At 60.3% G+C, this 25,280-nt stretch carries 27 protein-coding genes; 14 read left to right on the top strand and 13 right to left on the bottom strand.

Annotated features, from left to right (window positions below; genetic code table 11):
* Entirely contained in the window at positions 1 to 2,064 is a 2,064-nt protein-coding gene (locus tag QD357_RS07300; RefSeq protein ID WP_107109614.1) for a M3 family metallopeptidase, read from the bottom strand.
* 97 nt (positions 2,065 to 2,161) lie between these two features.
* On the bottom strand, positions 2,162 to 2,803 hold the full coding sequence (locus tag QD357_RS07295; protein WP_107109615.1) for a LysE family translocator: 642 nt from the start codon (positions 2,801 to 2,803) through the stop codon (positions 2,162 to 2,164).
* Positions 2,804 to 2,964: 161 nt separating this feature from the next.
* Here QD357_RS07295 and QD357_RS07290 point away from each other — a divergent pair, with 161 nt between their 5' ends.
* Complete coding sequence (locus tag QD357_RS07290) at positions 2,965 to 3,447, top strand: MarR family winged helix-turn-helix transcriptional regulator (RefSeq protein WP_107109616.1); 483 nt, start codon at positions 2,965 to 2,967, stop codon at positions 3,445 to 3,447.
* 88 nt (positions 3,448 to 3,535) lie between these two features.
* Here QD357_RS07290 and QD357_RS07285 read toward each other — a convergent pair whose 3' ends face one another.
* The gene (locus tag QD357_RS07285; protein WP_107109617.1) at positions 3,536 to 4,759 is read right to left on the bottom strand and encodes an argininosuccinate synthase; all 1,224 of its coding nucleotides are present in this window, start codon (positions 4,757 to 4,759) and stop codon (positions 3,536 to 3,538) included.
* Positions 4,760 to 4,995: 236 nt separating this feature from the next.
* Between QD357_RS07285 and QD357_RS07280 the strand changes: the two genes are divergently transcribed.
* From QD357_RS07280 to QD357_RS07270, 3 genes are all read left to right on the top strand, one after another.
* The gene (locus tag QD357_RS07280; protein ID WP_107109618.1) at positions 4,996 to 5,850 is read left to right on the top strand and encodes an SDR family NAD(P)-dependent oxidoreductase; all 855 of its coding nucleotides are present in this window, start codon (positions 4,996 to 4,998) and stop codon (positions 5,848 to 5,850) included.
* 63 nt (positions 5,851 to 5,913) lie between these two features.
* The gene (locus QD357_RS07275) at positions 5,914 to 6,555 is read left to right on the top strand and encodes a LysE family translocator (protein WP_107109934.1); all 642 of its coding nucleotides are present in this window, start codon (positions 5,914 to 5,916) and stop codon (positions 6,553 to 6,555) included.
* Between the two features lie 84 nt (positions 6,556 to 6,639).
* Positions 6,640 to 7,032 (top strand): hypothetical protein, encoded by a 393-nt coding sequence (locus tag QD357_RS07270; protein ID WP_107109619.1) that lies wholly within the window; start codon positions 6,640 to 6,642, stop codon positions 7,030 to 7,032.
* Here the strand turns inward: QD357_RS07270 and QD357_RS07265 are convergent.
* The 5 genes from QD357_RS07265 to QD357_RS07245 form a co-directional block, all read right to left on the bottom strand.
* The gene (locus tag QD357_RS07265; protein WP_107109620.1) at positions 7,029 to 7,436 is read right to left on the bottom strand and encodes a hypothetical protein; all 408 of its coding nucleotides are present in this window, start codon (positions 7,434 to 7,436) and stop codon (positions 7,029 to 7,031) included. The genes QD357_RS07270 and QD357_RS07265 overlap by 4 nt on opposite strands.
* A 5-nt stretch (positions 7,437 to 7,441) precedes the next feature.
* Complete coding sequence (rlmN, locus tag QD357_RS07260) at positions 7,442 to 8,677, bottom strand: 23S rRNA (adenine(2503)-C(2))-methyltransferase RlmN (protein ID WP_107109621.1); 1,236 nt, start codon at positions 8,675 to 8,677, stop codon at positions 7,442 to 7,444.
* 264 nt (positions 8,678 to 8,941) lie between these two features.
* Complete coding sequence (locus QD357_RS07255; protein WP_107109622.1) at positions 8,942 to 9,505, bottom strand: invasion associated locus B family protein; 564 nt, start codon at positions 9,503 to 9,505, stop codon at positions 8,942 to 8,944.
* 330 nt (positions 9,506 to 9,835) lie between these two features.
* Positions 9,836 to 10,225 carry a YkvA family protein gene (locus QD357_RS07250; RefSeq protein WP_028751329.1) on the bottom strand — a complete coding sequence of 130 codons (390 nt, stop codon included), beginning with the start codon at positions 10,223 to 10,225 and terminating at the stop codon, positions 9,836 to 9,838.
* Between the two features lie 65 nt (positions 10,226 to 10,290).
* Positions 10,291 to 10,596 carry a 4a-hydroxytetrahydrobiopterin dehydratase gene (locus tag QD357_RS07245; RefSeq protein ID WP_107109623.1) on the bottom strand — a complete coding sequence of 102 codons (306 nt, stop codon included), beginning with the start codon at positions 10,594 to 10,596 and terminating at the stop codon, positions 10,291 to 10,293.
* 36 nt (positions 10,597 to 10,632) lie between these two features.
* On the opposite strand from QD357_RS07245, the gene QD357_RS07240 reads away from it, so the two are divergent.
* Positions 10,633 to 11,115, top strand: coding sequence for a low molecular weight protein-tyrosine-phosphatase (locus tag QD357_RS07240; protein WP_414124124.1), 483 nt, complete (start codon positions 10,633 to 10,635; stop codon positions 11,113 to 11,115).
* Here the strand turns inward: QD357_RS07240 and thpR are convergent.
* Together thpR and QD357_RS07230 are read right to left on the bottom strand one after the other, a co-directional pair.
* Positions 11,046 to 11,642: an RNA 2',3'-cyclic phosphodiesterase gene (gene thpR, locus QD357_RS07235; protein WP_107109625.1), complete on the bottom strand. Its 597-nt coding sequence runs from the start codon at positions 11,640 to 11,642 to the stop codon at positions 11,046 to 11,048. The genes QD357_RS07240 and thpR overlap by 70 nt on opposite strands.
* Positions 11,643 to 11,710: 68 nt before the next feature.
* The gene (locus QD357_RS07230) at positions 11,711 to 12,361 is read right to left on the bottom strand and encodes an arylesterase (RefSeq protein ID WP_107109626.1); all 651 of its coding nucleotides are present in this window, start codon (positions 12,359 to 12,361) and stop codon (positions 11,711 to 11,713) included.
* Between the two features lie 74 nt (positions 12,362 to 12,435).
* Here QD357_RS07230 and QD357_RS07225 point away from each other — a divergent pair, with 74 nt between their 5' ends.
* From QD357_RS07225 to QD357_RS07210, 4 genes are all read left to right on the top strand, one after another.
* The gene (locus QD357_RS07225; RefSeq protein WP_107109627.1) at positions 12,436 to 13,146 is read left to right on the top strand and encodes an ABC transporter ATP-binding protein; all 711 of its coding nucleotides are present in this window, start codon (positions 12,436 to 12,438) and stop codon (positions 13,144 to 13,146) included.
* On the top strand, positions 13,143 to 15,689 hold the full coding sequence (locus tag QD357_RS07220) for an ABC transporter permease (protein ID WP_107109628.1): 2,547 nt from the start codon (positions 13,143 to 13,145) through the stop codon (positions 15,687 to 15,689). Before QD357_RS07225 ends, QD357_RS07220 begins: the two co-directional genes overlap by 4 nt.
* A gap of 245 nt (positions 15,690 to 15,934) precedes the next feature.
* Positions 15,935 to 16,678, top strand: coding sequence for a Bax inhibitor-1/YccA family protein (locus QD357_RS07215; RefSeq protein ID WP_107109629.1), 744 nt, complete (start codon positions 15,935 to 15,937; stop codon positions 16,676 to 16,678).
* A gap of 121 nt (positions 16,679 to 16,799) precedes the next feature.
* Positions 16,800 to 17,357 (top strand): GNAT family N-acetyltransferase, encoded by a 558-nt coding sequence (locus tag QD357_RS07210; protein ID WP_107109630.1) that lies wholly within the window; start codon positions 16,800 to 16,802, stop codon positions 17,355 to 17,357.
* Positions 17,358 to 17,397: 40 nt separating this feature from the next.
* Here QD357_RS07210 and QD357_RS07205 read toward each other — a convergent pair whose 3' ends face one another.
* The 3 genes from QD357_RS07205 to acnA form a co-directional block, all read right to left on the bottom strand.
* A complete protein-coding gene (locus QD357_RS07205) occupies positions 17,398 to 17,799 on the bottom strand; it encodes a DUF2794 domain-containing protein (RefSeq protein WP_107109631.1) in 402 nt (133 codons plus the stop codon).
* A 334-nt stretch (positions 17,800 to 18,133) separates the two neighbouring features.
* On the bottom strand, positions 18,134 to 18,877 hold the full coding sequence (locus QD357_RS07200) for a DUF1223 domain-containing protein (protein ID WP_107109632.1): 744 nt from the start codon (positions 18,875 to 18,877) through the stop codon (positions 18,134 to 18,136).
* A gap of 263 nt (positions 18,878 to 19,140) precedes the next feature.
* Positions 19,141 to 21,831, bottom strand: coding sequence for an aconitate hydratase AcnA (gene acnA / locus QD357_RS07195; RefSeq protein WP_107109633.1), 2,691 nt, complete (start codon positions 21,829 to 21,831; stop codon positions 19,141 to 19,143).
* A gap of 263 nt (positions 21,832 to 22,094) precedes the next feature.
* Between acnA and ccmA the strand changes: the two genes are divergently transcribed.
* From ccmA to QD357_RS07170, 5 genes are all read left to right on the top strand, one after another.
* Positions 22,095 to 22,742 carry a heme ABC exporter ATP-binding protein CcmA gene (ccmA, locus tag QD357_RS07190; protein ID WP_107109634.1) on the top strand — a complete coding sequence of 216 codons (648 nt, stop codon included), beginning with the start codon at positions 22,095 to 22,097 and terminating at the stop codon, positions 22,740 to 22,742.
* A 61-nt stretch (positions 22,743 to 22,803) separates the two neighbouring features.
* Positions 22,804 to 23,463 carry a heme exporter protein CcmB gene (gene ccmB, locus QD357_RS07185; protein WP_107109635.1) on the top strand — a complete coding sequence of 220 codons (660 nt, stop codon included), beginning with the start codon at positions 22,804 to 22,806 and terminating at the stop codon, positions 23,461 to 23,463.
* A gap of 58 nt (positions 23,464 to 23,521) precedes the next feature.
* A complete protein-coding gene (locus QD357_RS07180) occupies positions 23,522 to 24,283 on the top strand; it encodes a heme ABC transporter permease (RefSeq protein ID WP_107109636.1) in 762 nt (253 codons plus the stop codon).
* A gap of 1 nt (position 24,284) precedes the next feature.
* On the top strand, positions 24,285 to 24,458 hold the full coding sequence (ccmD, locus tag QD357_RS07175; protein ID WP_107109637.1) for a heme exporter protein CcmD: 174 nt from the start codon (positions 24,285 to 24,287) through the stop codon (positions 24,456 to 24,458).
* Positions 24,455 to 25,066 (top strand): DsbE family thiol:disulfide interchange protein, encoded by a 612-nt coding sequence (locus QD357_RS07170; protein ID WP_107109638.1) that lies wholly within the window; start codon positions 24,455 to 24,457, stop codon positions 25,064 to 25,066. The genes ccmD and QD357_RS07170 overlap by 4 nt, the downstream gene beginning before the upstream one ends.
* Positions 25,067 to 25,280 lie beyond the last annotated feature (214 nt).

The following is a 25,280-nucleotide window of genomic DNA, read 5'->3' as shown; positions in this document are numbered from 1 at the left end:
TCAGGCCGCCAGCCCCTTTTTCCTCAGCATCGCGTCCGGGCTCGGCAACTTGCCGCGGAAGGCCTTGTAGGCATCCTCCGGATCGATCGAGCCACCCACGGAATAGATATTGGCCTTCAGCTTTCCAGCCATATCCGGATTGAACGCGTCGCCGGTTTCCTCGAAGGCGGCGAAAGCGTCGGCGTCCAGCACTTCCGACCACATGTAGGAATAATAGCCGGCCGAATAGCCGTCGCCGGAAAACACATGTTGGAAGTGCGGCGTGGCATGGCGCATGACGATCGAATTCGGCATGCCGATTTCCGAAAGCACTTCGGTCTGCACTACCATGGGGTCCTCGACAGCGCCACGGGTATGAAAAGCCATATCGACCAGCGCCGAGGACGTGAATTCCACGGTGTTGAAGCCGGCATTGAAGGTGCGGGCGGCAAGAACCTTGTCGAGCAAAGCTTGCGGCATCGGCGCGCCGGTCTCGTAGTGCACGGCATATTCCTTGAGGATTGTCGGCACGGTCAGCCAGTGTTCGTAAAGCTGCGACGGCAGCTCGACGAAATCGCGGGAAACGCCGGTGCCCGACACCGACGGATAGGTGACGTTGGAGAGCATGCCGTGCAGCGCGTGGCCGAATTCATGGAACAGCGTGCGGGCATCGTCGAGCGACAGTAGCGCCGGCTTGCCTTCGGCGGGCTTGGCGAAATTGCAGACGTTATAGATGATCGGCAGCTCGCCGACATGACCATTCTTCAGCGGCAGTTTATGCTGCGATTGAAACGAGCTCATCCAGGCGCCTGAGCGCTTGGAATTGCGGGCGAAATAATCGCCGAGGAACAGTGCCACCAGCCTGTCCGAGCGATCGCGGATTTCGAAAACACGCACATCGGGGTGATAGGCGGGAACACCCTTCTGCTCGACGGCGCGAATGCCGAAGAGGCGACCGGCAACGTCGAAGCAGGCGGCGATGATCTTTTCGAGCTGCAGATAGGGCTTCAGTTCCGTCTCGGAGAAATCGAACTTCCGCGTCCTGATCTTCTCGGCATAATGCCGCCAATCCCAAGGCATGACCTCGTGATTGCGCCCTTCCTCGGCGATCAGCGCGGCGATATCGCCCTCTTCCTCGCGAGCGCGCTCGATCGCCTTCGCCCAGACCGCCCTCAGCAGTTCGTTCACCGCCTCCGGCGTCTTGGCCATGGTGTTGTCGAGCTTCAATTCGGCAAAGTTGCCGTAGCCGAGCAGCTCGGCCTTCTCGGCTCTCAGCGCCAGCGTCTCTTTGATGATCTTGCGATTGTCCGTTTCGCCGCCGTTGGCGCCACGCGCTACCCATGCCTTGAAAGCCTGCTCACGTAGATCGCGACGCTCGGACGAAGACAGGAACGGCTCGATGATCGAGCGCGACAGCGTGACGACAAATTTGCCTTCTGCGCCATGTTCGCGTGCGGCTGCGGCCATCGCGTCCCTCAGAAAATCGGGAATGCCGGCCAGATCGGATTCTTCGGAGAGGATCAGTACCCAGCCTTTTTCGTCGGCGAGAACATTCTGCCCAAACTGCGCGCCGAGGCCCGCCAATTTCTCATTGATCTCGGCGAGCCGCTCCTGTTCTGCCTTCGCCAGCTTGGCGCCCGACTTCACGAAACCCTTCCAGTGCCGTTCCAGCACGCGAGTTTCTTCCACTGTCAGGCCAAGCTCCTCACGCGCTTCCCATAGCGCATCGATGCGAGCAAACAGCGCGGCGTTCATGCCGATCTTCGAATAATGCCGCGACATCTTCGGCGCGATCTCGCGCTCCAAGGCCTGGATCAGCTCGTTGGTGTGCGCCCCGGCCCTGTTCCAGAACAGAGCGGAGACCCGCGACAGCTCGTCGCCGGCGATTTCGAGCGCGGTAACGGTGTTGGCAAAAGTCGGCGCCTCGCCGTTGTCAGCGATCGCATCGATCTCCGCGTTATGCGCCGCAAGAGCGGCGTCAAAGGCAGGCGCAAAATCGGCGTCTTTCACGGCATCGAAACGCGGTAGGCCCTGATGTCCGGTCCATTCGACGAGCGCTGGGTTGACGGCGGTTTGGGAAGACATGCAAGGCATCCTTTCGGCAGGCATCTGATCGAAGCACGATATAAGACCCTCGCCGCCAAATTGGTATGGCGAGGGTGGAACAAATAATGAGGAAAGGTCAGGCCTTGCGCCAACCGAGCAAGCCGGGCGTCGCATGCCACAAAGCCTGCGCAGCAAAGCCCATGAACAGCACGCCGGAGCAGCGTACGATCAGCCGCTCGTGAGCGCGGTAGAAACGCCTAACGGCGCCAGCGCCGATAACGCCGATGAGGATGATATCGGCGGTGATGAAGCCGACGAAAGAAACGGCGAGCAGCAGCGGCAGCGCGCTGAAGGTCAACGCACCCGCCGAACCTGCCACCAGCGCGGTGAACGTTGCCAGTGCCACCGGATATCCTTTCGGATTGGTGACGCCAAAGATCAGGCCACGCCGGAAGGGACGTTCGACATTCAGCAACGCCTTGCCATCCTTCTTCGGCTTGGCGGTGAACGCATTCCAGCCGATCCAGGCAAGATAGAAGCCGCAGAGCAAGCCGAGCACGTCGAATACGACGGTACCGATAGTTTTTGCGCCGATGATTGCAATCAAAGCGAGTGACGACCAAATGATATCCCCGACCAAATGACCGCTCACGAAGAAGGCGCCAGCCTTGCGCCCCTGCCCCGCGCCGATGCCGAGCAGCGCCAGGAAAGCAGGTCCGGGAATGAGCACATAAAACAGCGCCGCCAAGAAGGCGCCGACGATAAGGGATTGCGTCATATTGGAAGTTCCCGCTGATAATCAGGGCAGATTAGCAACGCTTCGAATCGGGTCAAGCGGGACAAGTCTATTGAAAAAGGAAGAATCCGTTGAATTCGGGGGGCGAAATCAATAAAGATTGGTTGGGGCCTAAAAAACAAAGCGTAAGTAGGGAAGCGCTTATGAGCAGCAGGATAGATACGGATTCGCTTGCCTTTCTCGTGGCGGATTGCGCCCGATTGATGCGAGCGGCCTTCGAGCGGCGCATTATGGTCGCGGGGCTGGGTTTGACGGCGGGTGAAGCGCGCACGCTCATCCAGGTCGCCGCCGTCAATGGCAGCCGTCAATTGGATATTGCCACTCGCATGGGGTTGGAGCCGATGACAGTCAGCGCCTTCCTCGACAAATTGCAGGCGCGCGGCCTGATCGAGCGTCAGCCCGATCCGCTTGACCGTCGCGCCAAGCGCATCGTGCTGTCGGAGGCGGCCGGTGCCAAGCTGAAGCAGATCGGTTGCGAGATCTACGCGGTGGAAAAGGATGCAATGCAGGGCTTCGATCACGGCCTGCAGGATGAACTCCATCATGCGCTCCGCGCCTTCCGCAGCAATCTGCAGAATGCGGAGCTGCCGGCGGAGATCGAACGGGAATTAAGGGCCGCGGAGTAAATCCGGCCCTTTTTTCTATCTAACCATCCAGAAAGAAAAAACCCGCCTCCGGCAACCGGAAGCGGGCTTTTCATCATCTTGATGCCGATTACTTCGACAGATTGCGCTTGCCGAGCGTGCGCAGGCGCAGCGCGTTGAGCTTGATGAAGCCGGCCGCATCCTTCTGGTCGTAGGCGCCCTGGTCGTCTTCGAAGGTCACCAGCTTGTCGGAATAGAGCGACTTCGGGCTTTCGCGGCCGATGACCATGACATTGCCCTTGTAGAGCTTCAGCGTCACTTCGCCCTCGACATGCTCCTGGCTCTTGTCGATCAGCGCCTGCAGCATTTCGCGCTCCGGCGAGAACCAGAAGCCGTAATAGATCAGCTCGGCATAGCGCGGCATCAGCTCGTCCTTGAGGTGAGCTGCACCACGATCGAGCGTGATGGATTCGATGGCGCGGTGGGCGGCGAGCAGGATCGTGCCGCCGGGGGTCTCGTAGACGCCGCGCGACTTCATGCCGACATAGCGGTTCTCGACGAGGTCGAGACGACCGATACCATTGTCACGGCCGTAATTGTTGAGCGTTGCGAGCAGCGTCGCCGGGCTCATGCGCTGGCCGTTGATCGAAACGGCATCACCCTTTTCGAAGCCGACCTTGATGACGGTCGCCTTGTCGGGAGCAGCTTCCGGCGAAATCGTGCGCATGTGCACATATTCCGGTGCTTCCTGCGACGGATCTTCCAGAACCTTGCCCTCGGACGAGGAGTGCAGCAGGTTGGCATCGACGGAGAACGGCGCTTCGCCCTTCTTGTCCTTGGCGACCGGGATCTGATGCGTTTCAGCGAATTCGAGCAGATCGGTGCGGCTCTTGAACGACCAGTCGCGCCAGGGAGCGATGATCTTGATGTCCGGGTTCAGCGCATAGGCCGAAAGCTCGAAACGAACCTGGTCGTTGCCCTTGCCGGTCGCGCCATGCGCGATCGCATCGGCGCCGGTCTTCCTGGCAATATCGATCAGATGCTTGGAGATCAGCGGCCGGGCAATCGACGTGCCGAGCAGGTAGACGCCTTCATAGACGGCATTGGCGCGGAACATCGGGAAGACGAAATCGCGCACGAATTCTTCGCGCACGTCCTCGATATAGATTTCCTTGATGCCGAGCATCTCGGCCTTCTTGCGCGCCGGCTCAAGCTCTTCGCCCTGGCCGAGATCGGCGGTGAAGGTGACGACTTCTGCGCCGAGCTCCGTCTGCAGCCACTTCAGGATAATCGAGGTGTCGAGACCGCCGGAATAGGCGAGAACGACTTTCTTCACGTCTTTATGTGATGCCATGGTGATGAGGTCCGTTTCAATGCGAGCCCGCGGAGACGCCCGCAAACCCTGTGTGGCGGCACTTTTAGCGAGATTATCACGAGGCGCAAGGGGAAGCACTGCCAGTTCGTGTCGCGTTCATGACATGGAGAAGCGGCAAGACCTCTGGTTCATGGACACATGATTTCGATTTGACACATCAAATCGAGGGATCATATCTGCCAGTATCCAAACAAGGCCTAGGGAGGGCAACGCCCGTGACGGATATTCGAGAGATTTTCAAGAAAGCCAATGTGGCCGTCATCACCGGCGGCGCCTCGGGGATCGGCCTTGCGGCGGCGAAATATTTCGCAAAGCTCGGCATGAGCGTCGCCATCGCCGATCTCGGCCGCGACCGGCTGGCCGCTGCACGCGCCGAACTCGTAGCGATCGCCGGCGAGGACCAGGTCATGGCCGTCGAGACCGACGTTGCCCATAAGGAGCAGTTGGAAGCTCTCGAACGTGCCGTCCTGCAGCATTTCGGCCGCGTGCATGTGCTGATGAACAATGCCGGTATCGGGCCGGAAACCTCGATCTTTAGCCCGCAGCCCGGGTGGGACAACATCCTTGGTGTCAATCTTTTGGGGGTCATCAACGGTACGCGCGTTTTCGGACCCGGCATGCTGGCTCATGGAAAACCCGGCCTGATTATCAACACCGGTTCGAAGCAGGGCATCACCACACCGCCCGGCAACCCGGCCTACAACGTCTCCAAGGCGGGCGTGAAGGTCTTCACCGAGGCGCTCCAGCACGAACTGCGCAACACCGCCGGCGCCAGGATCTCCGCGCATCTCCTGATCCCCGGCTTCGTCTTCACCGGCCTCACCAAGGGCGACCGCCAGGAAAAGCCGGCCGGAGCCTGGACGCCGGAACAGACGGTCGATTTCATGGTCGAGAGCCTTGAGCGCGGCGACTTCTATATCCTCTGCCCGGACAATGATGTTGCGCGGCCAACGGACGAGCGCCGCATGCTCTGGGCCGCAGGCGATATCATCGAAAACCGCCCGCCGCTGTCACGCTGGCATCCCGACTATGCCGAAAAGTTCAAGGCATTCCTCGAAAAGAAGGATTGATTGGCAAAGATCAGAAAGCCGGATAAAACCGCTGATCCTTTTGTCCGGCTTTCGGAGCATGCCATGGACTTCATACCCAGCTTGCCGACCCTTCTTGCTTTTTCGGCCGCGAGCCTGCTGCTGGCGGCGACCCCCGGCCCCGACATGACCCTGTCGATCAGCCGTGCATTGGCGCAGGGCAAGAAGGCAGCACTTTTCGTGGTCCTCGGCACCAGCCTCGGTATCGTCGTGCATACGTTCCTGGTGGCTTTTGGCGTTTCGGCGCTGATTACCGCATCGCCGCTGGCCTTCACCATCCTGAAAACCGGTGGCGCTGCCTATCTGCTGTGGTTGGCGATCCAGGCGATCCGCTTCGGCTCCAGCTTGACGGTGAAGAAGGTCGATATCGCAAAAGGCACGCCGCTCGCCAACGTTTCGACCGGCTTTTGGGTCAATCTGCTGAACCCGAAGGTCATCATCTTCTTCATGACCTTCCTGCCGCAGTTCGTCACGGCGGGCGATCCGGCCGTCACGCAAAAGCTCCTGTTCCTGGGTTTCTTCTTCATCATGATCGGCATGCCGGTCAACGCGCTCGTCGTGCTTGCGGCCGACGGCCTGTCGACCTGGCTGCAGAAGAACCGCGGCATCATGCGCGGCCTCGACTATGCCTTTGCGAGCGTCTTTTCAGTCTTCGCGGTGAAGATCTTCCTCACGCATTCCCGTTAAGTGCGGCACGGCTTGAAAAGCGGGCGAACTATCCGCACATATTATGCATGTTTAAGTTGGGAAGCGGTAGCAAACCTTGAAACAATGCATAACGATCCAAAGTCTTCTTTTTGGCTGCGCGTCACCGACACCGAAATAAAGGTAATGCTTGTCGCCCTTGAATTGGCTGGCTTTTTTTTCGTTATGTGGGCAGTGCATGAAGCCAACGTCTGGCGGGTACATCACTTTCCACACGCTGAGGCCACCATTACCCGGATGTGGAACGAAGAGGTGCATCCAAGCAAGGGTGCCCCCTATACCGTGACGTTGGCGGAGATCATCTTCGTAAGAACGCATCTCGGCAAATCATACAACTGTGACGAGACAATCGAAATCGGACGTCCTCCAGTGCACGTTTTAGTAGGCGACCATCTCGACATCGTTCCGAAATCAGGCACCTGCTACAATCCTTTGATTACCAAGGATGTCCTGGGTTAAGGCAGCCCGGCGAACCGGCCGGCGATCCACCAATAGACGGTGCCGCAGACGGCACCAAGGAAGGCAAAACAAACGACGATGGTGATCAGATTGAGGGTCTGTGGTCCTTCCACACTCCCCGAGATCAGCACCGATGCCGCCGCTGACAGCAAGGCGCCGTAGAGGGCGTAACCATACCAGCGGCGCATGCCGCGCCATTCGAAAATCGCAATGACGACGAGCGATGGCAGGATGCTGACGATCATCGCGAGCTTGGTCAGCGCCACGGTGAGCGCGAAGAGTTCGGGGGCCGCCGTTCCCGGCATGGTCCAGGCTGCAACGCAAGCCAGCACGAAACCCATCAGAACACAGGCGCCGAGATAGCCCCACAGGAGCCGCATCGGCCCGCGTAGACCAAGCAGCATCGATCTCAATCCTCGCCGTGGTTGGCGATCATCATGGCTTCGAAAGCGAGCCGTTCAGTCTTGCGCATGCGCTCGGATTCCGACTTCAACTGGCCGCAGGCGGCAAGAATGTCCCGGCCGCGCGGCGTGCGGATCGGCGAGGCATAGCCCGCCGAATTGATGAAATCGGCAAACTTCTCGATCTGCTCCCAGTCAGAACACTGGTAATTCGTGCCCGGCCAAGGATTGAAGGGGATGAGATTGATCTTGGCCGGAATGCCCTTCAGGAGCTGAATCAGGCCTTTCGCATCCTCGAGGCTGTCGTTGACGCCCTTCAGCATCACATATTCGAAGGTGATGCGCCGGGCGTTCGAAAGGCCCGGATAGGCGCGGCAGGCGTCCATCAATTCCTTCAGCGGATATTTCTTGTTGATCGGCACCAGCATGTCGCGCAGATCGTCGCGCACCGCATGCAGCGAAATCGCCAGCATGACGCCGATCTCATCACCTGTCCGATAGATTTCCGGCACGACGCCGGAGGTGGAGAGCGTGATGCGGCGCTTGGAGAGCGACAGGCCGTCACCATCGGAAGCGATCAGCAACGCCGTCTTGACGCTGTCGAAATTGTAGAGCGGCTCGCCCATGCCCATCATCACGATGTTGCTGACCTTGCGGCCTTCGGCGGGCATGATCGTCCCCTGCGGCGCTTCGCGGTCGGGGAAATCGCCCAGCCGATCACGCGCCAAGAGGAGCTGCGACAGGATCTCCTCGGCCGTCAGGTTGCGGACGAGGCGCTGCGTGCCGGTGTGACAGAAGGAACAGGTGAGCGAACAGCCGACCTGGCTGGAAATACAGAGGGTGCCGCGGCCCTCTTCCGGAATATAGACGGTTTCTACTTCGACCGGCCGGCCGGCGCCCCGCGGCGGGAAGCGCAACAGCCATTTGCGGGTGCCATCGTTGGAAACCTGCTCCTCGACGATCTCCGGCCGGGCGATGGTGAAATGCGTCTTCAGCATTTCCCGCATGTCCTTGGAGACATTCGCCATGGCATCGAAATCGGAGACGCCGCGCACATAGATCCAGTTCCAAAGCTGGCTGACGCGCATCTTGATCTGCTTGTCGGCGACGCCCTTTTCCTTCAGTGCCGCCCCCATCTCTTCACGTGTCAGGCCGATCAGCGACGGTTTCGGCGAAAGCTCGACCGGCTGCGACACAGGCATCGGCTTCAGCTTGGATGGGGTCATGACATCGATCGCGGACATAGCATCATTCCAATGGTTCATATCGGCGATGCCCCAAAGCCGGAAAGCTGCGGGCGCGGGCAAGGCACTGAGATCAGAAGGTTCATCTGGTAGCGGGGCAAAAAATTGCAAATACACCGCTCGTCGGCGCGGCCTTTAGCATTAATTTCAGCCCGCGTCATCCCTCTTCAAGAAAGGCAAAAGGCCAGCCATCAAGGCCGGCCTCGTTGCGTCGGTTTCGAGAGAACCTTTGATCACTTTGACGTGATCACGGCATCATCGATCTTATTTGCAGCTTTCGATCTGCTTTAGAGCGGCGGAAACGCCCTTCAGCGAGTAGGTGTAGGAGGTGCCGGTGCCCTTCTTCGAGGTCGCGGTGACCTTCAGCGAATGGCCGGACTTGAGCGCTGCGACGAGCGCCGGCTCCTGCGCGGCATTTTCGACCCAGGCAGCCTTGTCCTTGGTGAACATCACGAAAGTCTTGTTGTCGATGACGACGTCGACCTTGGAATTTTCCTTGAGCGGATAGCCCATCATCGCCTGCGGTTCGTAAGAGATGTTCTGACCCGGACGCTGGGAAACGATGAAGAAGTTGTCGCCATGGTCGATGCCCGAAGCCGGCAACTTTGCCGTCGGCACCGAAAGGACGTAGCAGACCTTGCCCGCGCCGGACTGGTAGGAATAGGCGCCCCAGGCATCGAATTGCTGGATGCGCGTCGGAGCCGCCGGTGCTGCCGCCTGCGCCTGTGGGGCGGGCGCTGCCTGCTTCTTGGTCTTGGTCTGCGCGGACGCGATGCCGGTGCCGGCCAGAACGAGCGAGAGGGCGATTGCGAAGCTTTTTACAAACATGGTTTCCTGCCGATTTCTTGCGGTCCAGAGCTCAAGGCGATTTAAGTAACGCACGCCTATGCTCGTGAGCTGCCCTATTTTGACTTTATTTAGGTTACCAAACCGTCAACGGGGCGGTAATTGCCCCTGATCTGTGCCGTTTCAGCCCAAGTGGGCCGGGCCTGAAACACATCAGGAGGAATTGGAAAACCCGGATGGCGGAACACCACCCTATGGGATCGATTTAAGACAGAAAGATTCGGGCAAGAGTTTGACCTCTCTAAAATCAGGAAGACCGCATAAAGGTCTGGAAACCCGGCAGGAATCCTGCCGGCGTCGATCGGAGGGGGATCAAGCCGTTTTTACGGCCTCGGGTTCGTTGGCCAAGGCCCGGTCGGCGGCGTCATAATGCTCCTGCCGGATGTGGCCTTTGATCATGCCGAAGGCGAGCGTCAGCACGGCAACATCGTCCGAAAAACCGATGACGGCGAAGAAATCCGGGATGATGTCAACCGGCATGACGAAATAGCCGAGCGCGGCCAGCAGAATGCCGCGGACGCGGGTCGGCGTCTGCGGATCGAGCGCGCAATAGAAAGCTGCGACGACATCGCGAGAAAACGGGATATACCGTGCTGCCTTGCGTAAGGTCGGCCAGAACTTGCTGCGCACCGACTTCTCCTGCCGTTCTTGGGTCTCTTCGTCACCAGGCATCAGGATTTCCCCGTACTTGATGTCATCCATTCCGCTCATCCCTTTAGGAAGCCCTTGCTGGGCCGCTTAGACATATGGTGATCGGCACCCGCGATTCAATCAGCTCGCCGAGCCGCAGCCTTTTCCATCGCTTTGGCGAGTTTGATGTCATGGTCCGTCAAGCCTCCGGCGTCATGCGTCGTCAGTTTCACGTCGACGCGGGAATAGACGTTGAACCATTCGGGATGGTGATTGAACTTCTCCGCCGCCAAGGCTGCCTCGGCCATGAAGCCGAAAGCTTCGACGAAATTGCGGAATTTGAAGCTCTTCGACATCGAAAGGCGATCGGCAGCCAATGTCCAGCCGCTAAGGCCAGCCAGGTTTTCATCGATTGCCGCCGGTTCCAGCTTTTCGTATTTCATGGCAAGATTACTCCTCTTTATCGATTGAACGATACTATGGACCGTCACAGAATTCTGTTTGTTTGCGCCGGCAATATCTGCCGTTCCCCGCTTGCCGAAGGTATCTTCCGGCATCTTGCGACCGAAGCCGGGCGAGCTTCCGAGTTCGAGATCGATTCGGCCGGCACCGGCGGCTGGCATCAGGGCGAGAAGCCTGACCGCCGCTCCGTGGAAGTCGCGTCAGGCCACGGCGTCGATATCTCCGCTCAACGCGCACGCCGCATCGAGATAACCGATTTTCATCGGTTCGACCTGATCCTGGCAATGGATCAAGACAATTTGAAGAATTTGAGCAAAATTGCGCCTGCCGATGCACTCGGCAAGCTGCACCTCTTCAACGCCTTCACGCTTGGTAGCCCCAAAGACATCCCAGACCCCTATTATGGAGGCCACGAGGACTTCGAAGCGGTCTATACCATGCTCTTGGCTGGCTGCAGAGCGTTGTTGCCCATGGCGGGGAAAGCGCTGCGAGCCTCGTGAAGCGGGAAAATCTCTTCGGTGAGGTAGGGACCGCCGCCGACCGATTCGCGGGAAGACAGCAGCACGAAGCGTCCAACCGTGAACGGCGCCGTGTGGAAGTTACCGCGGCCGGAGAGATAGTGCACCACATCATCGACCCGCGACGACTTCAGCCGTGCGAGCGTGACATGCGGTGTGAACTTGCGCGGGTCCGGCGGCAGGCCGATACGCTGGCAGATGCGCTCGATTTCGCCCTGCAGCGCGTACATATCGGGCGTCTGCGTGACGCCGGCCCAGACCGAATGCGGTTTCTTCGAGCCGAAGGAGCCGATGCCTTCCAACCGAAGCTGGAATTCCGGCCGATCGATGCGGTCCAGTCGCTCGACGATTTCATCGGCGGTACGACCGTCGACATCGCCAATGAAACGCAAAGTGATGTGATAATTTTCAACGTCGATCCACCGGGCTCCGGGAAGACCGCCGCGCAACAACGAAAGGCTCATGGCCGCGTTGCGCGGAATTTCGAGGGCGGTAAAAAGTCTCGGCATAACGAGCACTCCCCGAATCTCTTGCAGATAACAGCAGGGAATCATGCATTTGCAGTCGGTGCAAGCTCCTATTTCGCGTGTGCGACAATCGTCCCAATGAAACTCGTCGCTACGGGCTGAAAACGTTGCACCATCACATCGACACCCTGCGGGTTCGGATGCATACCGTCGCTCAATTGTAAGTCCGCATGCGTCGCGACGCCATCGAGAAAAAATGGATAGAGCGGCAGTTGATATTTTTCGGCGAGCCGCTTGTAGATCGGGTTGAACTTGGCTGCATAGTCCGGACCCATGTTCGGCGGCGCCAGCATGCCGGCGAGCAGGACGGGAATGTTGCGCTCCTTCAGCCGGCTGATGATGGCGTCGAGGTTCTTTTCCGTTTGTTCGGGCGGAATGCCGCGCAATGCGTCGTTAGCGCCGAGTTCGAGGATCACGCCGTCGGTCCCGTCCGGCACCGACCAGTCGACGCGCGACAGGCCGCCGGAGCTGGTATCGCCGGACACACCGGCATCGGCAATCGCCACATCCAGACCCTTGGCCTTCAGCGCCGCCTGGAGCTTGGCAGGAAATCCATCGCCTGGCGGAAGCTGGTAGCCGGCCATCAGGCTGTCGCCGAGGCCGACCAATTGGATCGTCCGCGCATCGGCGGCACCCGCAACGCCAAAGAAAAGACCGAAAGCAATGACAGCGAAGTGAAACACCGCAACTTTAAAACTCATGATCCATTCCCTAAATTCGCCGTAAGGGCCAAATCGCGCCCGCCACGGTCTCTGACGTATATAGGGCGTTCGCATTGGCAAAAACCATCATCGAGCTGAAGAAGGCGGATTTGACGCTCGGCAACGCTGCCGCCTCCGTCCATGTGTTGAAAGGCATCGACCTCACCGTTGCCGAAGGCGAATCCGTCGGCATCGTCGGCCCCTCCGGCTCCGGCAAGTCGACTTTGCTGATGGTGCTCGCCGGCCTTGAAAAGCTCGATAGCGGCGAATTGTTGATCCGCGACACGCCCCTGCATAGCCTGAGCGAAGATCGCGTTGCCGATTTCCGCGGCCGCAATATCGGCATCGTGTTCCAGTCCTTCCATCTCATCGCCAATATGACCGCGCTGGAAAATGTCGCCGTACCGCTCGAGCTGGCCAATGTCCGCGACGCCTTCGACATCGCCCGGCGCGAATTGCAGGCCGTCGGCCTGGGCGAGCGGCTGAGCCATTATCCCGGTCAGCTTTCGGGTGGCGAGCAGCAACGCGTGGCGATCGCCCGCGCGCTCGCCCCGTCGCCTGCCCTGTTGATCGCCGACGAGCCGACCGGCAATCTCGACACCGACACCGGCCGGCAGATCGCCGACCTGCTTTTCGCCCAGCAGGCCGAACGCGGCACGACGCTGCTGCTCGTCACCCACGATCCGGCGCTTGCCGCCCGCTGCTCCCGCCAGATCCACGTTCGCTCCGGCGAAATCGAGGGCGACAGCGCCCACGCACGGACCAATAAGGCGGCAATGGCATGACTGCGGCGGGAGCGCGTCTGACGCTTGCCTTTCGCCTGGCGCTGCGCGAATTGCGCGGCGGTCTCGGCGGTTTCTATATTTTCCTCGCCTGCATCGCCCTCGGCACCGGCGCAATCGCCGCCGTCAACTCCGTCTCGCGCTCGATCACCGACGCGATCTCGACGCAGGGCCAATCGCTGCTCGCCGGCGACGTCCGCTTCGAGCTCAACAATCGCGAGGCGACGCCGGACGAATTGGCCTATCTCAACAGCCTCGGCCAGCTCTCCCAATCCACCGGCCTGCGCTCCATGGCCCGCCTGCCCGACGGCTCCGATCAGGCGCTGGTCGAAGTCAAGGCAGTTGACGGCGCCTACCCGCTCTACGGCACCTTCGAGGCCGATCCAGATCAGCCGCTATCGACGCTGCTCGCGGCCAAGGAAGGAACCTATGGCGCCGTCGCCGCGCCTCTGCTGCTGGAACGACTGAACCTCAAGATCGGCAGCGAGCTGCTGCTCGGCAATACCAGGCTCCGAATCACCGGCACGGTGAAGACCGAGCCGGATTCGGTATCGGAAGGTTTCGGCTTTGCGCCGCGCTTGCTCACCAGCCGTAACGCGTTGGTCGCCTCGGGCTTGATCACGACCGGAAGTCTGGTCGAGCAGGTTTACAAGATCCGTATGGACGATCCCGCCAACGGCCTGAACAACATCGCCGCCCGCGCCAATACGGCTTTCCCGCAGGCCGGCTGGTCGGTCCGAACGAGCGACCGGGCAGCGCCCGCGCTTGCCGACAACATCACCCGCTTCTCGCAATTCCTGACCCTGGTCGGGCTGACCGCCCTCATCGTCGGCGGTGTCGGGGTCGCCAATGCGGTGCGCGCCTTCCTCGATTCCAAACGCACCACCATCGCCACCTTCAAGTGCCTCGGCGCGCCGGCCTTGGTCGTGGTGATGATCTACCTGATCCAGATCGCCCTGATTGCGCTGGCCGGCATCGCCGTCGGTCTCCTCCTCGGCGCCATCGCGCCGTTGCTCGCCTCGCAATTCATGGCCGAATTTCTGCCGATTTCGACCGCGCCGCGGCTATATCCCGGTCCGCTCACGCTGGCAGCACTCTTCGGCCTGCTGACGACGCTCGCCTTTGCCATCCTACCGCTCGGCCATGCCCGCGAAGTGCCGGCGACAGCGCTGTTCCGCGAGCAAGGCTTCGAGGCCCGCCGGCTGCCAAGCTGGCCCTACCTGCTCGCCGCCTGTCTGCTGATGGCGGCACTTTCGGCGCTTGCGATCTTCACCGCCTATGATCGCTTCATCGCGGTCGTCTTCGTCGTCTCGATCGCCGTCGCCTTCGTCGTGCTGCGTGCCGTCGCCGCCCTGTTGTCGTGGCTTGCCCGCCGCAGCCCACGCGTCCATTCGCCCGCGCTGCGATTGGCGATCGGCAACATCCATCGGCCGGGCGCGCTCACCGCCTCCGTCGTCCTCTCGCTCGGTCTCGGCCTCGCGCTGCTGGTGACCTTGACGCTCATCGACGGCAATATGCGCCGCGAACTCACTGGGCGCATGAGCGAACAGGCGCCGAACTTCTTCTTCGTCGATATCCAGGGCTCGGAGCTCGATGGCTTCCGCAAGGTCGTGCAGGCGCAGGCGCCGCAGGGCAAGCTCGTCGAAGTGCCGATGCTGCGCGGCCGCATCGTCGCCTTCAATGGCGAGGACGTGAGCAAGAGGAAAGTGCCGCCAGCTGGCCAGTGGGTATTGCGCGGCGACCGCGGCATCACCTATGCCGACACCATCCCGGAGAATGCTGCGCTTACCGAAGGGCAATGGTGGGGCAAGGATTACAGCGGCGAACCGCTGGTCTCCTTCTCCGACGAAGAAGGCAAGGCGCTCGGTCTGAAGCTCGGCGATACCGTGACCGTCAACGTGCTCGGCCGCAACTTGACGGCCAAGATCGCCAGCTTCCGCAAGATCCAGTGGCAATCGCTGTCCATCAATTTCGTCATGATCTTTTCGCCCAACGCGTTCAAGGGCGCGCCGCATGCCTGGCTCGCGACCCTCACCGACCCCAGCGCGACGTCGGCGCAGGAAGCCGCCATCCTGAAGAACGTCACCAACACCTATCCGACGATCACCAGCGTCCGCGTCAAGGATGCTCTCGATATCGTCAACACGCTGGTCGGCCAGCTTGCCGCCGCCATCCGCGCTGCGGCGTCCGTGGCGCTGATCGCATCCGTGCTTGTTCTTGCGGGCGCGCTCGCAGCCGGAAATCGCGCACGCACGCATGATGCGGTCGTGCTGAAGACCCTCGGCGCGACGCGAGCCATGCTGATCCGCGCCTTCAGCTACGAATATCTGATGCTGGGTGCAGCGACCGCCGTCTTCGCCCTGCTCGCCGGTTCCGTGGCGGCCTGGTACATCGTCAGCCGCATCATGCACCTGCCGTCGACCTTCCTTCCCGACGTCGCCTTTTCGACCCTCATCATCGCACTGCTGCTGACGGTCGGAATCGGGCTGATCGGCACCTGGCGCATTCTCGGCCAGAAGGCAGCGCCGGTCCTGCGTGAACTCTGAGCACAGAACACGAAAATCGCCGTGGATTTTCGGAAAGGCATGTCCGCTGCCAAGATGCTTGGACGTTAACCGAGCATCCCGAAATTGCTCGATATTACGCCGATTTAACCCTGCCGCCCCCGCTTAGCCCTTGTGCATAGGGCGTGAAAGCCTCATATTCTGTGCAGGCATGCTGGAGCTCCGCAGCGGCGCCTGGGACAAAGTGCCCGACACGCTACTCACATCGGAGCTTGAAAGAGGAAAACATGGCTGACTTCCGCAATTACCAAAACCGGGCGCCCCAGAGCGGTGCGCAGACCGGTGCGATGATAGATGAGGGCCTTCGAGCCTACATGCTCAAGGTCTATAACCTGATGGCGCTGGGTCTGGCGATCACGGGTTTGGCCGCCTATTTCGCATTCACCCTCGCCTTCGCTGACGGGCAGCTCACAACTTTCGGTCAGGCGATCTATCTGAGCCCGCTGCGTTGGGTCGTCATCCTCGCTCCCTTGGCGATGGTGTTCTTCCTGAGCTTCAGGATCAATAGTATGAGCGTTGCCGCCGCGACGACGACCTTCTGGGTCTATGCCGCGTTGGTGGGCCTGTCGCTGTCGTCGATCTTCATCATCTACACCGGCCAGAGCGTCGTGCAGACCTTCTTCGTGACCGCCGCCTCCTTCGGCGCGCTGTCGCTGTTCGGCTACACGACGAAGCGTAACCTGTCCGCGATGGGCTCGTTCATGATGATGGGTCTTTTCGGCCTGATCATCGCCATGCTCGTCAACATTTTCCTGCATTCGTCCGCCCTGCAGTTCGCCATCTCGGCGATCGGCGTGCTGATCTTCGCAGGCCTGACCGCCTGGGATACGCAGCGGATCAAGGAAATGTACTATGAAGCCGACGACGTTGCCGTTGCTGGCCGCAAGGCGATCATGGGCGCGCTGACGCTTTACCTGGACTTCATCAACCTGTTCATGTTCCTGCTGCAATTCATGGGCAACCGCAAATAATTGCTGCGACATGAATGATCGTTCGAAAAGGCGGCTCCGGCCGCCTTTTTTGTTTGCCTTGCAGCTTCACACGCGGCTTTATATCTGCGTTTTGGAATCGCAGATCAGGCAATAAACGCAGATGTCCTTCCGCCTTCGCAACGCCACCTCCGCCGACCTTCCCTTTATCACCGCCATCTACCGCGACTCCGTTTTGAACGGCACGGCAAGCTATGAGATCACCCCGCCGGGCGAAGAGGAAATGGCTGGCCGCTTCCAGGGTATCCGCGACAAAGGCTACCCCTATATCGCCGCAGAAGGCGAAGACGGCGCCTTCTTGGGCTATGCCTACGCTTCCGCGTTCCGCACGCGGCCGGCCTATCGCTGGATGGTGGAGGATTCGATCTATCTCGCGCCTGAAGCGCGCGGCCGCGGCATCGGCAAAGCGCTGCTGGCAGCTCTGGTGGAAAACTGCCAGACCCTCGGCTTCCGCCAAATGATCGCCGTCATCGGCGGCGCCCACCCAGCCTCCGTCGCCCTCCACCGCGCCGCCGGTTTTACGGAGACGGGCCTGTTGAAAGGCACCGGCTACAAGCACGGCCGCTGGCTGGACACGATGCTGATGCAAAAGGCGCTGGGCGAGGGTGTAGAAACCGACCCCGATCCATCGGTCTATCCGGGGACTTTGTTTGGGGGGTAGTATCGCCTTTACCTTCTCCCCGAGGGGAGAAGGAACAACGCTACTTCTCCACCAGCTTGAGCTGCTTATCGAAAACCTTCAGCACCTGGTTCAGGTCGTGGCCACGCTTCAGGATCATGCCGTTGGTATTGATTACGGCAAACGCGCCCTGCTTAGCGGCCAGCTTGGGGTTTTTCTCGATGCGGAAGAGAGGCAGCTCGCCTGCGCGCTTGAAGACCGAGAAAACCGCCTTTTCCCTGAGATGGTCGATGGCGTAGTCACGCCATTCGCCTTCGCCGACCATGCGGCCGTAGATCCATAGGATGGCGTCCAGCTCCCTGCGATGGAAGGTCACCGGCAGCGGGTCCTTGCTCTGTTTGTATTCTCTGAGATCAACGACGACGGAAGAAGTGGTGTCGACGGAACGGCTTTCGCCGTGTCGCAATTCCGGCTGATCAGTCATCAATCCCCCAGGGGTTGCGTCATGACAAGAAGATGACAGTTTGCCTCAGCCACATTAAATTGCAAGACCAAGAGCTACTCACAATTTCTTGCGCTTGAAAGGACGCATCTTGGCGGCGCCGCATTTCAGTCAAAACGACGCCCCATTTACCGGAACTATAGGGCCCGGTTTGGCGCCGCCGCGCTAAACCGAGCCCGGCCGGGGCGTATCGACCGAACCCCAGCCCCGAATGCGCCCTCGCCGGGCACTCCCTCTTTTTGGTGCCAGCCAAAATAGAGAACTTTCGGCAAAAGCCGAAATTGGGACCTTTTCGACTGACGTCGGAAAATGCAGATCAGCCGTCGGTCCCGATCGTCAAGACCGTCGCGCCGATGATCGCCGCCGGGTCGCCCGATGGCGTCGAGGACTGCAATAGAACCGCCAGGCCGCGCCGACCGGCTTTGTCCAATACATTGGCGGGCAGCACGACATTCATGGCCTTGCCGTCCCACATGCCAACGGTTTCGACGTCCGAAACCGCGTGCAGATAGGTGATTTCCTGGCCATTGTTTTCGCCGGCCTTCGGAGCAACCTGCTGCTCCCTGTCGAAATAGGCAACGACGACATTAGCCTTGCCCTGGCCAGCGCCAATCTTGATCTCCAGTTCGTCGCCCTTCATGGCGGCACTGACCGGGACCGTTAGGCCCTTGCCCTGGCGCTGGAAGTCATCGAGCTTGAAATTGATGGCGTTTAGATCGGCACCGTTCAGATGGTCGCGGCCATTGATGATCGCCTGCGGCGTATAGACCCCGCTGCGGCCGAGGGTGCGGGCATAGGCATATTGCCGAGCCGTATTGTCCTTGGACGCCATCGTGTCGTTCCAGCCGAGATAATTCCAATAATCGACGTGATAGGCGAGTGCGACGACATCGCCCTGGCGGATCAGCTTCTGAAACGCAGCATCGGCCGGCGGACAGGAGGCGCAGCCCTGGGACGTGAAGAGTTCGACAACGCCCTTGATTTTGGCAAGCTCCTCCGCATGCAGCGAACTTGCGAGCGCGATGCCTGCTAGAAGTGGAACCAAAAACCGTAAGCGCATGCCGTTATACCTCTTTCTCAGACCTTGAAGGCCTTGTGCTGGCACGAACCCCGAAACCGCGTCGCGCTTTTCAGGATGTCCGTAAGGCCTCATCAAGCCTGATAAATCTGAAACAAGAGATAATAGCTAAGCACGATGACGCAAAGTCACGAAGGGGTGAGACGAAGGCCCGGAGACGTTAGCGTCGTACACATCGGCGTGAAAAACAAGACGCCGCCGGAGAGCTATGCTCCGGCGGCGTGTATAGGCAGTTTTAATGCCAATCAGGCCGCGAGATCGCGCAGAACGGTCTGCAGGATGCCGCCATTGTTGACGTAGGTCACTTCATCCAGCGTATCGATGCGGCAGATGATCGGAACGTCCTTCACGGAGCCGTCGCCATAGGTGATCTTGGCGATCTTGCGCTCGCGTGGCTTGATGTGTTCCAGGCCCTCGATCGTCACGAGTTCGTCACCCTTCAGGCCGAGGCTTGCCCAGGTGGTGCCGTCCTCGAAGACGAAGGGGATGACGCCCATGCCGACCAGGTTCGAGCGATGGATACGCTCGAACGACTGGGCGACGACGGCGCGCACGCCGAGCAGGTTCGTGCCCTTGGCTGCCCAGTCACGCGACGAGCCGTTGCCGTACTCGACACCTGCGAAGATGACGAGCGGAACGCCCTCGGCCTTGTACTGCATGGCCGCATCGTAGATCGACGTCTCTTCCTTGGACGGATAGTGGATGGTGTAGCCACCTTCCTTGCCGTTCGGGCCGAGCATATGGTTGCGGATGCGGATGTTGGCAAAGGTACCGCGCATCATGACTTCATGGTTGCCGCGGCGCGTGCCGTACTGGTTGAAGTCGGCAACGCCGACGCCATGACCGATGAGGTAGGAACCGGCCGGCGAGGCAGCCTTGATCGAACCGGCCGGAGAAATGTGGTCGGTGGTGATCTTGTCGCCGAAGAGGCCGAGAACGCGGGCGCCCTTGATGTCGGAAACGCCGGCGCCGGTCTTGCCCATGCCCACGAAATAAGGCGGGTTCTGCACATAGGTCGAGTTGTCGTCCCAGGCATAGGTCTGGCCCGGAGGAACCTGCACGGCCTGCCAGTTGGCATCGCCTTTGAAGACGTCGGCGTACTTGGTTTCGTAGAGTTCGCGGGTGACGTACTTCAGGATGAATTCCTGCACTTCCTGCGAGGTCGGCCAGATGTCCTTGAGGTAGACCGGCTTGCCGTTCTGGTCTTCGCCGATCGGCTCCTTCGTCAGGTCGAGCTGCACCGTGCCGGCGAGCGCATAGGCGACGACGAGCGGCGGGGACGCCAGGTAGTTCGCCTGGACATCAGGCGAAATGCGGCCTTCGAAGTTACGGTTGCCGGAGAGAACGCCGGAAACGATCAGGCCCTTGTCGTTGATCGTCTTCGAGATCGGCGCCGGCAGCGGGCCGGAGTTGCCGATGCAGGTGGTGCAGCCGAAGCCGACCAGGTTGAAGCCGAGCTTGTCGAGATCGGCCTGCAGGCCGGACTTGGCGAGGTATTCGCCGACAACCTGCGATCCCGGTGCTAGCGAGGTCTTGACCCACGGCTTGCTCTTCAGGCCCTTGGCAACGGCGTTGCGGGCGAGAAGGCCGGCAGCGATCAGCACCGACGGGTTGGAGGTGTTGGTGCAGGAGGTGATGGCGGCGATTGCGACGTCACCATGGCCGATATCGAAATCCGTGCCTTCGACCGCATAGCGGTTGGAGAGCTGGCCGGGCTTCTTGTATTCGGTGTCCATCGATGTGGCGAAACCGGACGCGATGTTTTCCAGCGCGATACGGCCTTCCGGGCGCTTCGGACCGGCCATCGACGGCACGACATCGTTGAGGTCGAGTTCCAGCGTGTCGGTGAAGACGAGGTCGGAACCATCATTGTCGCGCCACATGCCCTGAGCCTTCGAATAGGCTTCGACGAGCGCGATACGATCCTTCGCACGACCGGACATGTTGAGATAGTTCAACGTTTCCTTATCGACCGGGAAGAAGCCGCAGGTCGCGCCGTATTCCGGACCCATGTTGCCGATGGTCGCGCGGTCGGCGAGCGGCATGTTGTCGAGGCCGGGGCCGAAGAATTCGACGAACTTGGAAACGACGCCCTTCTTGCGCAGCATCTGCACGACGGTCAGCACGAGGTCGGTCGCGGTGACGCCTTCCTTGAGCTTGCCGGTGAGCTTGAAGCCGATGACTTCCGGCAGCAGCATGGAGACGGGCTGGCCGAGCATCGCAGCTTCAGCTTCGATACCGCCAACGCCCCAGCCGAGAACGCCGAGACCGTTGATCATGGTCGTGTGCGAGTCGGTGCCGACGCAGGTGTCGGGATAAGCGATTGTTTCGCCGTCCTCTTCCTTCGTCCAGACAGTCTGGCCAAGATATTCGAGGTTCACTTGGTGACAGATGCCGGTGCCGGGAGGAACGACGCGGAAGTTCTGGAATGCCTGCTGACCCCACTTCAGGAAGCGGTAGCGCTCGCCGTTACGCTGATATTCCAGCTCGACGTTCTTGGCAAAAGCCTGCGGCGTGCCGAATTCATCGACGATGACAGAGTGGTCGATGACGAGATCGACGGGAACCAGCGGGTTGATCTTTTCCGGATCGCCGCCGAGCGACACCATCGCGTCGCGCATGGCAGCAAGGTCGACAACGGCCGGAACGCCGGTGAAGTCCTGCATCAGCACGCGCGCCGGGCGATAGGCGATTTCGTTCTCGACGGTACCCTTGTTGGTCAGCCATTCGGCGACGGCAAGGATATGTTCCTTGGTGACCGACTGCCCGTCTTCGAAGCGCAGCAGGTTTTCCAGCAGCACCTTCATCGAATAGGGCAGCTTGGAAACGCCAGGCAGACCATTGGCCTCAGCCTTGGGCAGGCTGAAATAGACGTAGTCTTTCCCGTTCACGGACAGCGTGGAACGACAATTGAAACTGTCAAGAGATTTAGACACGAGATACCCCGTTTCTGATAGCCAACACAGTCGTGCGAACGCCTATGCACTTTATGCACATCAGGATGCGGGTACGGCCATTTCCGCTGTCCGCACGTAAGGCAGAAAACCTTATGTTCGGCGCAAGGATGAAATTCACGCCGACCGCTGGCGTGGTTGCGGGTCTTATAGATAATTTCGTAAAGACTTGCCAGAGTGGCAAAGCGCAAATTCGGACAATTTTTTGCGCGCTGCGATAACGAAAACGGGGAAAGCCTGAGCAGATGCATCTAAGCGCTGAAAACCTGGCGGCAAGGCGGGGTGAAGACCTGATTTTCGTAAATGTTTCCTTTAGCTTGAGCAATGGCGAGGCCCTGATCCTGACAGGCCGCAACGGCTCAGGAAAATCGACGCTTCTGCGTGTTGTCGCGGGCCTCTTAAAGCAGGAAAAAGGCCGCGTCGTTTTCACCGATTCCAAGGGCGAATCAGACCGCCCGGCATACGAGGCCAGCCACTATCTCGGCCATCGCAATGCGATGAAATCCGAGCTCACCGTGGCCGAAAATCTGTCCTTCTGGAAAACCTTCCTGGACGACATGCCAGGCGGCTTCGGTGTGGATGTCGATGAAGCGGCCGATGCCGTCGGCCTTGCCGGCATCACCCACCTGCCCTTCGGCTATCTCTCCGCCGGCCAGCAACGCCGAATAGCCTTCGCAAAACTGCTGGTCGCCTATCGCCCGATCTGGATCCTCGATGAACCGACGGCAGCATTGGACGCGGCAGCAGACCGGCTGCTTGCGCAGCTCATCACAGCCCATCAGAAGAATGGCGGCATTATCCTTGCCGCAACGCATCAACCTCTGGGCTTGGAGAATGTGCAGGAAATGCGGATGACGGGGTTTGCCGGAGTGAGCGAAGGGGTGTGGGGATGAGTTCGACAATGCAGAGTCTGCCGAACCTGCGATACCCCCCTCACCACGGCAGGATATCCCCATGACCGCCCTCTTCCTCCGAGACTTAAAACTTTCAGTCCGCGCCGGCGGTGGCGCGCTCATCGGCATCCTCTTCTTTCTGACCGTCGTCGCCGTCATTCCCTTCGGCGTCGGCCCCGACTTGAAGCTTTTGTCGCGCATCGGTCCGGCCATCGTCTGGATCGGCGCGCTTCTGTCCGCCCTGCTCGGTCTCGACCGCCTGTTTCAGGCCGAACGCGATGACGGATCGCTCGATCTGCTGGTCATGCAGGAAACGCCGCTGGTGCTGACCGTGCTCACCAAATGCGCCGCACATTGGACGGCGACCGGCCTGCCGCTGGTCATCGCCTCGCCGTTGCTCGGCCTCTTCATGAACATGAACGAGATGGCGATCGGCGCGACGGCGCTGACTTTGCTTGTCGGCTCGCCGGCTATCACCTTCATCGGCGCGGTCGGCGCCGCCGTTGCCGTTGCCTTGCCGCGTGGCGGACTGCTGGTATCGATCCTGGTGCTACCGCTGACCATTCCCGTGCTGATCTTCGGCGTCAGCGCCACCTATGCCGTGGTCGAAGGTCCGCAGCCCTTCCTGCCGCCCTTCCTGATCCTGATTGCACTTACCCTGTTCTTTGCCGTGCTCGGCCCGGCCGCAGCAGCTCTCGCCTTGCGCAACACGACGGATTGATAGGCCTGAGACAATGCGATCGATTGCCGTAAAAGCGATATCGGTTTAAACAGGCGACATGAGCGATATCAGCCCCGCGATCAGCCGATTTTCCGACCTCGCCAACCCGACACGGTTCCTGGCGCTTTCGGCGCGTCTTATTCCCTGGTTGGCGGCCATATCAGCCGTGCTCTTCGCGATCGGCCTCTATCTCGCCTTTTCGACCGAAGGCGACTACCAGCAGGGCGATACCGTCCGCATCATGTATATCCACGTGCCGGCCGCATGGCTGTCGATGATGTGCTATACGATCATGAGCATGTCGGCGATCGGTACGCTGGTCTGGCGCCATCCGCTGGCCGATGTCTCCGCCAAGGCCGCAGCACCACTCGGCGCCGCCTTTACCCTCGTCGCCCTCGTCACCGGCTCGCTCTGGGGCAAACCGATGTGGGGCACCTATTGGGTCTGGGATGCCCGGCTCACTTCGGTCTTCATCCTCTTCCTGATGTATCTCGGGCTGATTGCGCTCAATCGCGCCATGGACGATCCGTCGAAGGCAGCGCGCGTCAGCGCCGTGCTGGTCCTCGTCGGCTTCATCAACATTCCGATCATCAAGTTCTCGGTCGACTGGTGGAACACGCTGCATCAGTCCGAAAGCATCATGCGCCTGGATGGCCCGACCATCGATGCACAATTCCTGTGGCCGCTCTTCGTCATGGCGCTTGCCTTCACGCTGCTGTTCTTCACGCTGCATTTGATGGCGATCCGCAACGAGATTTGGCGTCGCCGCATCGCCGCGCAGCGTCGTCTCGCCGCCCGCATGGCCGCCCGGGAGGAATAGCATGACGCATCCTTTCTACGTCTACGGCTCCTATGGTTTTACCGCCGCCATGATCATCGCCGTCATCGCCTGGACATGGATCGACGGACATTTGCGGCGCAAGGAAATCGCGGCGCTCGAAGCCTCCGGCATCCGCCGCCGGTCACAGCGCACCCCGGAAAGCAAGACGAAATGAGCCTGGGAACTGAAGAAGGCAACAAGCCGAAGTCCGGCAATACCGGTCGCTACCTGCTGGCGCTCATTCCACTGATCGTCTTTGCCTGCATTGCCCTTGCCGTCGGCAAGGTGATGTACGACCAGGAAGTCCACGGCACCGATATTTCCGCCATCCCCTCGGCCCTGATCGGCACGAAAGCTCCGACCCTGGCGTTGACACCGCTCGAGGGCTCCAATCTGCCGGCGCTGACCGACGATGCCATCAAAGGCAAGCTGACGCTCGTCAACGTCTTCGCCTCCTGGTGCCTTCCCTGCCGTGAAGAACACCCTGTCTTGAAGCAACTCGCCAAAGACGGCCGGCTGAACATCGTCGCCATCAACTACAAGGATACGAGCGAAAACGCCCTGCGTTTCCTCGGCGAACTCGGCAATCCCTATAGCGCCATCGGCATCGATCCGAACGGTTCGGCCGCGATCGACTGGGGCGTCTACGGTATTCCCGAATCCTACCTCGTCGGCCCCGACGGCACGATCCTCTACAAGCAGGTCGGGCCGTTTACCGCGAACAGCCTCAAAGAGGGGCTGTATCCGGCGATAGAGAAAGCTCAGGGGAAATCTGCGTCTTAAACGCCGCGCCCGCGTCGAGAAACGACGACAGCGATAACCACCCGCCCTCGTGGTTCGAGGCTCCAGCCCCCCTTCGGCAGGCTCAGGGCACTTCCGCACCTCACCAGGAGGGCTGATCTTCGCCGCCCTGCGCAAGAGGCACTCCACCTCATGGTGAGGTGCTCTGTTGCCGAAGCCTTGGCGCAGGCAATAGGGCCTCGAACCACGAGGTGGC

Source organism: Rhizobium sp. BR 317, assembly GCF_047445835.1.
Lineage (GTDB): Bacteria > Pseudomonadota > Alphaproteobacteria > Rhizobiales > Rhizobiaceae > Rhizobium > Rhizobium paranaense.
This window is presented reverse-complemented; position numbering and strand designations above follow the sequence as displayed.

Excerpts from the sequence above, each read along its gene's own strand:
- QD357_RS07300 (WP_107109614.1), bottom strand. The coding sequence starts at position 2,064 with ATGTCTTCCCAAACCGCCGTCAACCCAGCGCTCGTCGAATGGACCGGA.
- QD357_RS07295 (WP_107109615.1), bottom strand. The coding sequence starts at position 2,803 with ATGACGCAATCCCTTATCGTCGGCGCCTTCTTGGCGGCGCTGTTTTAT.
- QD357_RS07290 (WP_107109616.1), top strand. The coding sequence starts at position 2,965 with ATGAGCAGCAGGATAGATACGGATTCGCTTGCCTTTCTCGTGGCGGAT.
- QD357_RS07285 (WP_107109617.1), bottom strand. The coding sequence starts at position 4,759 with ATGGCATCACATAAAGACGTGAAGAAAGTCGTTCTCGCCTATTCCGGC.
- QD357_RS07275 (WP_107109934.1), top strand. The coding sequence starts at position 5,914 with ATGGACTTCATACCCAGCTTGCCGACCCTTCTTGCTTTTTCGGCCGCG.
- QD357_RS07270 (WP_107109619.1), top strand. The coding sequence starts at position 6,640 with ATGCATAACGATCCAAAGTCTTCTTTTTGGCTGCGCGTCACCGACACC.
- QD357_RS07265 (WP_107109620.1), bottom strand. The coding sequence starts at position 7,436 with ATGCTGCTTGGTCTACGCGGGCCGATGCGGCTCCTGTGGGGCTATCTC.
- rlmN (WP_107109621.1), bottom strand. The coding sequence starts at position 8,677 with ATGTCCGCGATCGATGTCATGACCCCATCCAAGCTGAAGCCGATGCCT.
- QD357_RS07255 (WP_107109622.1), bottom strand. The coding sequence starts at position 9,505 with ATGTTTGTAAAAAGCTTCGCAATCGCCCTCTCGCTCGTTCTGGCCGGC.
- QD357_RS07250 (WP_028751329.1), bottom strand. The coding sequence starts at position 10,225 with ATGGATGACATCAAGTACGGGGAAATCCTGATGCCTGGTGACGAAGAG.
- QD357_RS07245 (WP_107109623.1), bottom strand. The coding sequence starts at position 10,596 with ATGAAATACGAAAAGCTGGAACCGGCGGCAATCGATGAAAACCTGGCT.
- QD357_RS07240 (WP_414124124.1), top strand. The coding sequence starts at position 10,633 with ATGGACCGTCACAGAATTCTGTTTGTTTGCGCCGGCAATATCTGCCGT.
- thpR (WP_107109625.1), bottom strand. The coding sequence starts at position 11,642 with ATGCCGAGACTTTTTACCGCCCTCGAAATTCCGCGCAACGCGGCCATG.
- QD357_RS07230 (WP_107109626.1), bottom strand. The coding sequence starts at position 12,361 with ATGAGTTTTAAAGTTGCGGTGTTTCACTTCGCTGTCATTGCTTTCGGT.
- QD357_RS07220 (WP_107109628.1), top strand. The coding sequence starts at position 13,143 with ATGACTGCGGCGGGAGCGCGTCTGACGCTTGCCTTTCGCCTGGCGCTG.
- QD357_RS07215 (WP_107109629.1), top strand. The coding sequence starts at position 15,935 with ATGGCTGACTTCCGCAATTACCAAAACCGGGCGCCCCAGAGCGGTGCG.
- QD357_RS07210 (WP_107109630.1), top strand. The coding sequence starts at position 16,800 with ATGTCCTTCCGCCTTCGCAACGCCACCTCCGCCGACCTTCCCTTTATC.
- QD357_RS07205 (WP_107109631.1), bottom strand. The coding sequence starts at position 17,799 with ATGACTGATCAGCCGGAATTGCGACACGGCGAAAGCCGTTCCGTCGAC.
- QD357_RS07200 (WP_107109632.1), bottom strand. The coding sequence starts at position 18,877 with ATGCGCTTACGGTTTTTGGTTCCACTTCTAGCAGGCATCGCGCTCGCA.
- ccmA (WP_107109634.1), top strand. The coding sequence starts at position 22,095 with ATGCATCTAAGCGCTGAAAACCTGGCGGCAAGGCGGGGTGAAGACCTG.
- ccmB (WP_107109635.1), top strand. The coding sequence starts at position 22,804 with ATGACCGCCCTCTTCCTCCGAGACTTAAAACTTTCAGTCCGCGCCGGC.
- QD357_RS07180 (WP_107109636.1), top strand. The coding sequence starts at position 23,522 with ATGAGCGATATCAGCCCCGCGATCAGCCGATTTTCCGACCTCGCCAAC.
- ccmD (WP_107109637.1), top strand. The coding sequence starts at position 24,285 with ATGACGCATCCTTTCTACGTCTACGGCTCCTATGGTTTTACCGCCGCC.
- QD357_RS07170 (WP_107109638.1), top strand. The coding sequence starts at position 24,455 with ATGAGCCTGGGAACTGAAGAAGGCAACAAGCCGAAGTCCGGCAATACC.